The sequence below is a fragment of the Microbispora sp. GKU 823 genome (assembly GCF_002027145.1).
GTDB lineage: Bacteria > Actinomycetota > Actinomycetes > Streptosporangiales > Streptosporangiaceae > Microbispora > Microbispora siamensis.
This window is the reverse complement of sequence record NZ_MWJN01000202.1, coordinates 1-4,806: the sequence shown is the minus strand read 5'-3', so window position 1 is coordinate 4,806 and position 4,806 is coordinate 1. Positions and strand designations below refer to the sequence as shown.

Here is a 4,806-nt window from a genome sequence, read left to right as displayed (position 1 = left end):
CACGCCGTAGCCGCCGTCAGAGCTCGGCCTGCCCTGGTGGTCGTCCCACCGGGACAGCATGTACGCCACTGCCTTCAACAGCGGCTCGGGCACGCCCGTCGCCTCGGCCGCCTCGCCGAAGGCCGCCTCACGTGTCGGCGCCGACAGCGTCGCCGTGCAGGACACCCGGGAGCCGGATCCGTCCGCGGCCGAGTCCGGCCAGGACGGGGCGGCCGGGAGCAGCATCGCCGCAGCGGCGCCCGCGACGGCGGTGGTGCGCAGTGCGAGTCTCACGGAGGTGGACCCCTTCCCTGTGGGGGTGTCGGGAAGATCGGACAGGGGTCATCACACCGCCGCGCGGGGCCGGTTGCCAGAGAATCCGGCGAATCTCATCGAGATCGTTAGGTGAACCGACAGAACCAGTCAAGCGGACATCGGCGCTCGCATACCGGACGTGGAACGGCCGGTTAGACGGGGTCCTTGTCGAAACCGAGGTAGGGCTCGAGCCCGGGGAAGTCCCGGGTGGCCGTGCCGAAGTCCTGGAAGATGGTCCACTCGCTCTTGCTGCCGAAGATCGAGGTCGTCCTGATGCTGCCCGTGTGGGAACCCATCGCCCGCGCCACGCTGGAGTCGCCGGTCAACTCGAAGACGGGCGCACCGCTGTCGCCGCCGGCCGTGCTGCCGAGCGGCCGCTTGGCGGAGATCATGTCGTCGTAGCACTCGTTGTTCCCGTAGATGTCCTCGCCGCAGATCTCGGTGTACTTGCCGTCCACCACGTGCCCGCACGTCGCTCCGCTGGTCGCGCCGGAGACGCACAGGGACTGCCCCTTGTAGGTCCACCCCATCCGGCCACCGGCTTGACGAAGTCGTTCTTTCATGGGCTCCTGCGCGACCATCTCGACCGGAACCCCCACCTTCGGCAGTTCCTGCCGGGCGCTCCGCCCGGCGGTCTCATGCCGCAGAAGGCGGAAGCCGCCCCCGTGGCCGGGGGCGGCTCCGTTCATGCTGGAGGGCTCATGCCCAGGGTTGGGAGACGACCCAGCTCACGTCGTCATTCCATGCGGTGGCGCTGTCGAAGGCGTTCGAGCCGCCGTTGCTCGCGATGTAGACGGTGTTGTTGTAGTGGCGGATGAACCGGGTCGGGAAGTTGTAGGAGGCGAACGACGTGCCCTGGCCGTTCTTACCGGTCTGCGGGCAGAAGGTGGCGTCCGCGGCGAACAGCGAGCTGCCGTCGTCGCGCTGCCGGTAGAGCTGGTAGTTCTGATGGCGCAGGTAGTCGCCGGGGTAGTTCCGCGACTCGAACGACACGCACGAGCTGCTGGCCAGGCCGCTGCGCACGATCCAGGTGGCGTCGTTCTTGTCCAGCGTGGAGCTGGACGAGGTGATCACCGACGTCACGGCGTTGTCGTTCTGGTGCCGGATGTAGCGGTCGGTGTAGCCGGGCGTGGTCGCCCGCAGTGAGATCGCCGAGCCGGGGGTGAGCGTGCCGTTCTGTACGCCGCCCGTCGACGTGGCGTACCCGGCGGCGACGATGTTGGCCTGTACGGCGTTCTCGGTGGCGTCGGACGGATAGCCGGAGGTCATCACGCCCTCGTAGAAGGTGCCCCTGGCGCCGACGCTGTTGTCGCCGCCGATGCCGAGGATGATGGCCCCTTCCTTCTTCATCGGGTTGTAGCCCGCGACGTTGGGCCGCACCCCGTTGTAGAAGGTCGACAGGCTGCCCGACTGGGCGTTGCCGCCGCGGATGGCCCAGTGGTTGGGCTCACCCTTGATGATGGCGGTCAGGAACCGGTGGCTGATGCTCGGGTCGCCGGCGTTGTAGTGCTGGTTCACGCCGGAGAACAGGCCGTTCTCCAGGTCGGCCATGATCCAGGGACCGTTGCCGGCGCCGTAGCCCCAGACCTTGTTGTTGCCGAAGTAGATGGCCTCCATCGTGCCGTTGCCGTTGTCGCGGCTGTTGGTCTCGGCGTTGCCGTAGTCGAAGCAGCAGCCGCCGTTGTAGTGGGTGCCGTCGAAAATGGCGTACATGCCTTCCGGCTGGTCGCCCTTGGCGACGCCGTTGGTGGCGTTGTTGCGGTAGCCGGTGCCGGGGGCCACGTAGACGCCGTAGGCCTTGTGACCGCCGACCGTGATCGGTGCCGCGGTCGCGACCGCGAGGTTGTCGTAGCCGCCCGCGGCCGGGCCGGAGAACCCGCCGGGCGGCGCCTGGGTGAGGCGGTTGTTGCGGCCGGACTGGTCGTAAATGATCGTGATCAGGCAGGTGGTGTTCGCGCAGAACGAGTCCTGCGTGGCGGCGTTGGCGACGCCGCCCGCGCTCAGGACACCGATGTCGCGGGTGGTGTTGTCCGACGAGCGGCGCACCTGGTAGAGCGGGCCGTTGTAGTTCGCGTACAGGGCGCGGGTGGTGCTGTGCGCGGCCACGCACGGCGTGCCGCCCGCCGCGTAGATGTCACACGGCCCCTGCGTGGCGGCCTCCGACGGTGCGGAGAGGCCGGCCAGCAGTCCCGCGGCGAGCGCGATCGTCGCGCCCGCGGACAGCGCCGTCCTCTTCAGATGCCGTAATCGGGAAATCATGATGGCTTTCATGCCTTCCTGGTGGGGGGTGTCTCCGGTCGTTTCTGTTAGCGCTAACAATCGCAGCTGTGAGCCGCCGCCTCTCACAGTCATGCACGGGGATCGGTGCGCTCAGTGTTGGCGTCTGACCCGTCGCCGTCAAGGCCCGAATTCGCGACGAGGACGCTCGCTCGCGCCGTTCGGGGCTCGTCCGGGGTTGGCTTCCGGACGAGTGGCCGCCGCCCGCCCAGGGCGATCGTTCCTGAGTCACTCCTGGTGAGGAGGTGTCGAAGAGCGTCCTCCCCATCGCCGCGGCGTCCGGATCGGGCCGGCCGTACGAGCGTGGGACGGACGGGAGTGAAAGTTTCACAAGCGACGCCAACGCGCCGCCGCTCGGTCCTTTGCCGGTCTTGACGGGCGGGCCGGAATCGCTCACAGTAACGGCGGACGCCCGCCGTACCCGCCGCCCGCGGACGTCTAATCCCGCCGTCTCCGACCCGAATCACAAGCCGAAAATGTTATGGATAACATCTCGTTTCGCGGCACGGCGTGTCGAATGAGAGCCGGCACCCGTCGTCGTTCCCGGCGCTCACAGTCGCCCGGTGTCCTCGGGAACATCGACGCCGGCGAGCCACCGCCGGGCCTCGCCCGCGGTGCCCAGCCGTACGACGGTGACGTGCGGATGCCGGCCGATGCGCTCCAGCGTGGTCGCCCGCTTCCGCTCGTGCTGCGACCATGCCCAGCGGATGGGGTGTCCGGGGTCGAGCCAGTCCCGCACGCTCTCCTTGTTGCCGTTCCACAACTCCGTCCTGGACACGGCGCGGGCGAGCGAGCGGCGTACGACTCGGTGCATCACGGTGCGGCGCGGGAGGTCGAGCCAGATGACGGTGTCCGCCCGTTCCCACAGCAGGTCGTGCAGGAACCCGTGGTACTGGTCCTCCGTCACCCACCGAGGCCCGGACGAGAAGCCGTCGACGTCGGACTCGAACTCCGGCCGCTTCGTCCAGCCCGGCCCGTGGTGCAACGCGTCGAGTTCGTGACGGGGGAGGCCGAGCCGCCGCTCCAGGGCCTTGGCCATCGTCGTCTTCCCCGCACCGGAGATCCCCGCGATCAGCACTCTGTCCACGGTGACATTCCACCAGTCGTTTCCGTGCGGCCGGCCCGCGCCCGCCGGCGAGCGCGGGACGCCCTTGGACGAGGTGAGCCTCGTAGGCGGCGATGACCAGGTGGACGGGGGTGCGGCGTGCGGCCGCTTGTACCGTGCTCGGTGTGACTGGCGAGACCGACCTGGGCATTCTGCTGAGCGCCATGCGGCCGCGGCTCAATCCGGGCCGCTATGTGTTCACCACCGTCGACGGCGCGATCCCTCCCGGCGTCCGTCCCGTCGTCACGGTCGCCGAGGAGGAGGGGCTGACACTGGTCCTGCCGCAGCAGGAGGCCGACGCCGCTGGACTGGCGTACGAGTACGTCGCGGGCTGGATCACGCTGCGCGTCCACTCGGCGCTTGAGGCGGTCGGCCTGACCGCCGCCGTCGCGCGGGAACTCGCCGCCGCAGGCCTGAGCTGCAACGTCGTCGCGGGTTTCCACCACGACCATCTCTTCGTGCCGTACGAGCGTGCCGCCGAGGCGGTGGCCGTGCTGGAGGACCTCGCGCGACGCTTCGCCTGACCAACGGACGTTGCGGCGCGATTCAGCACGCACGCCTTCGTAAGAGCGAGTGCGGCATGGACTCCGGTTCCTACCTGAAACTTTCAAGGACTTCGGCCTTGATTCCGTATGCGTCACCCGGTCGTTCATTGGCCCGATGATGACGCTCGACCAGGGACAATGCGCATTTCTCTCAGCATAAGGTTTCGGCGGCATTACAGGAATCGTTGACAGCTTGACAAGTGCGGTCCGATACTTTCGACAAAGCTCCGATACTTTCGGAGGCGTACGGCACTGATCTGCGGCGGCCGCGAACCGCCCCCGCTGACGCGCCCCGCGAGCGTCGTACGCCGCCTGGCCCCCCGCCAGCCTTCACGAGGAGGAAGTGCGCATGATCGACGCCCCCGCTCATTGGAAAGGCCGCAGACGCGGCCGTGTCAGGCTGCTCGTCGTCCGGGCCTGTGCCGTGGTGCTGGCCGCGGCCGTGGCGATGCTGCCCGGTGTCGCGCACGCGGCCGTGACGACGAATCAGACGGGCACCAACAACGGCTACTTCTATTCGTTCTGGACCGACAGCCAGGGCACGGTCTCCATGGAGTTGGGGTCCGGCGGGAACTACAGCACCTC

Annotated in this window: 4 protein-coding genes and 2 pseudogenes; 2 read left to right on the top strand and 4 right to left on the bottom strand. The window is 68.4% G+C overall.

The features are described 5' to 3' along the window. From B1L11_RS43920 to B1L11_RS43905, 4 genes and pseudogenes are all read right to left on the bottom strand, one after another. A pseudogene (locus B1L11_RS43920) lies at window positions 1-273 on the bottom strand (hypothetical protein); the annotation flags it as partial. Between the two features lie 173 nt (window positions 274-446). Beyond that, window positions 447-983, bottom strand: coding sequence for a hypothetical protein (locus B1L11_RS43915; protein WP_079321055.1), 537 nt, complete (start codon window positions 981-983; stop codon window positions 447-449). A gap of 10 nt (window positions 984-993) precedes the next feature. After that, window positions 994-2,565: an alpha-L-arabinofuranosidase B gene (locus tag B1L11_RS43910; RefSeq protein ID WP_218671693.1), complete on the bottom strand. Its 1,572-nt coding sequence runs from the start codon at window positions 2,563-2,565 to the stop codon at window positions 994-996. Window positions 2,566-3,121: 556 nt separating this feature from the next. After that, on the bottom strand, window positions 3,122-3,658 hold the full coding sequence (locus B1L11_RS43905) for an adenylate kinase (RefSeq protein ID WP_079321054.1): 537 nt from the start codon (window positions 3,656-3,658) through the stop codon (window positions 3,122-3,124). Between the two features lie 143 nt (window positions 3,659-3,801). On the opposite strand from B1L11_RS43905, the gene B1L11_RS43900 reads away from it, so the two are divergent. Both B1L11_RS43900 and B1L11_RS43895 read left to right on the top strand, forming a co-directional pair. Beyond that, window positions 3,802-4,200, top strand: coding sequence for an ACT domain-containing protein (locus B1L11_RS43900; RefSeq protein WP_079321056.1), 399 nt, complete (start codon window positions 3,802-3,804; stop codon window positions 4,198-4,200). 370 nt (window positions 4,201-4,570) lie between these two features. Beyond that, window positions 4,571-4,806: pseudogene (locus B1L11_RS43895) on the top strand (glycoside hydrolase family 11 protein); the annotation flags it as partial.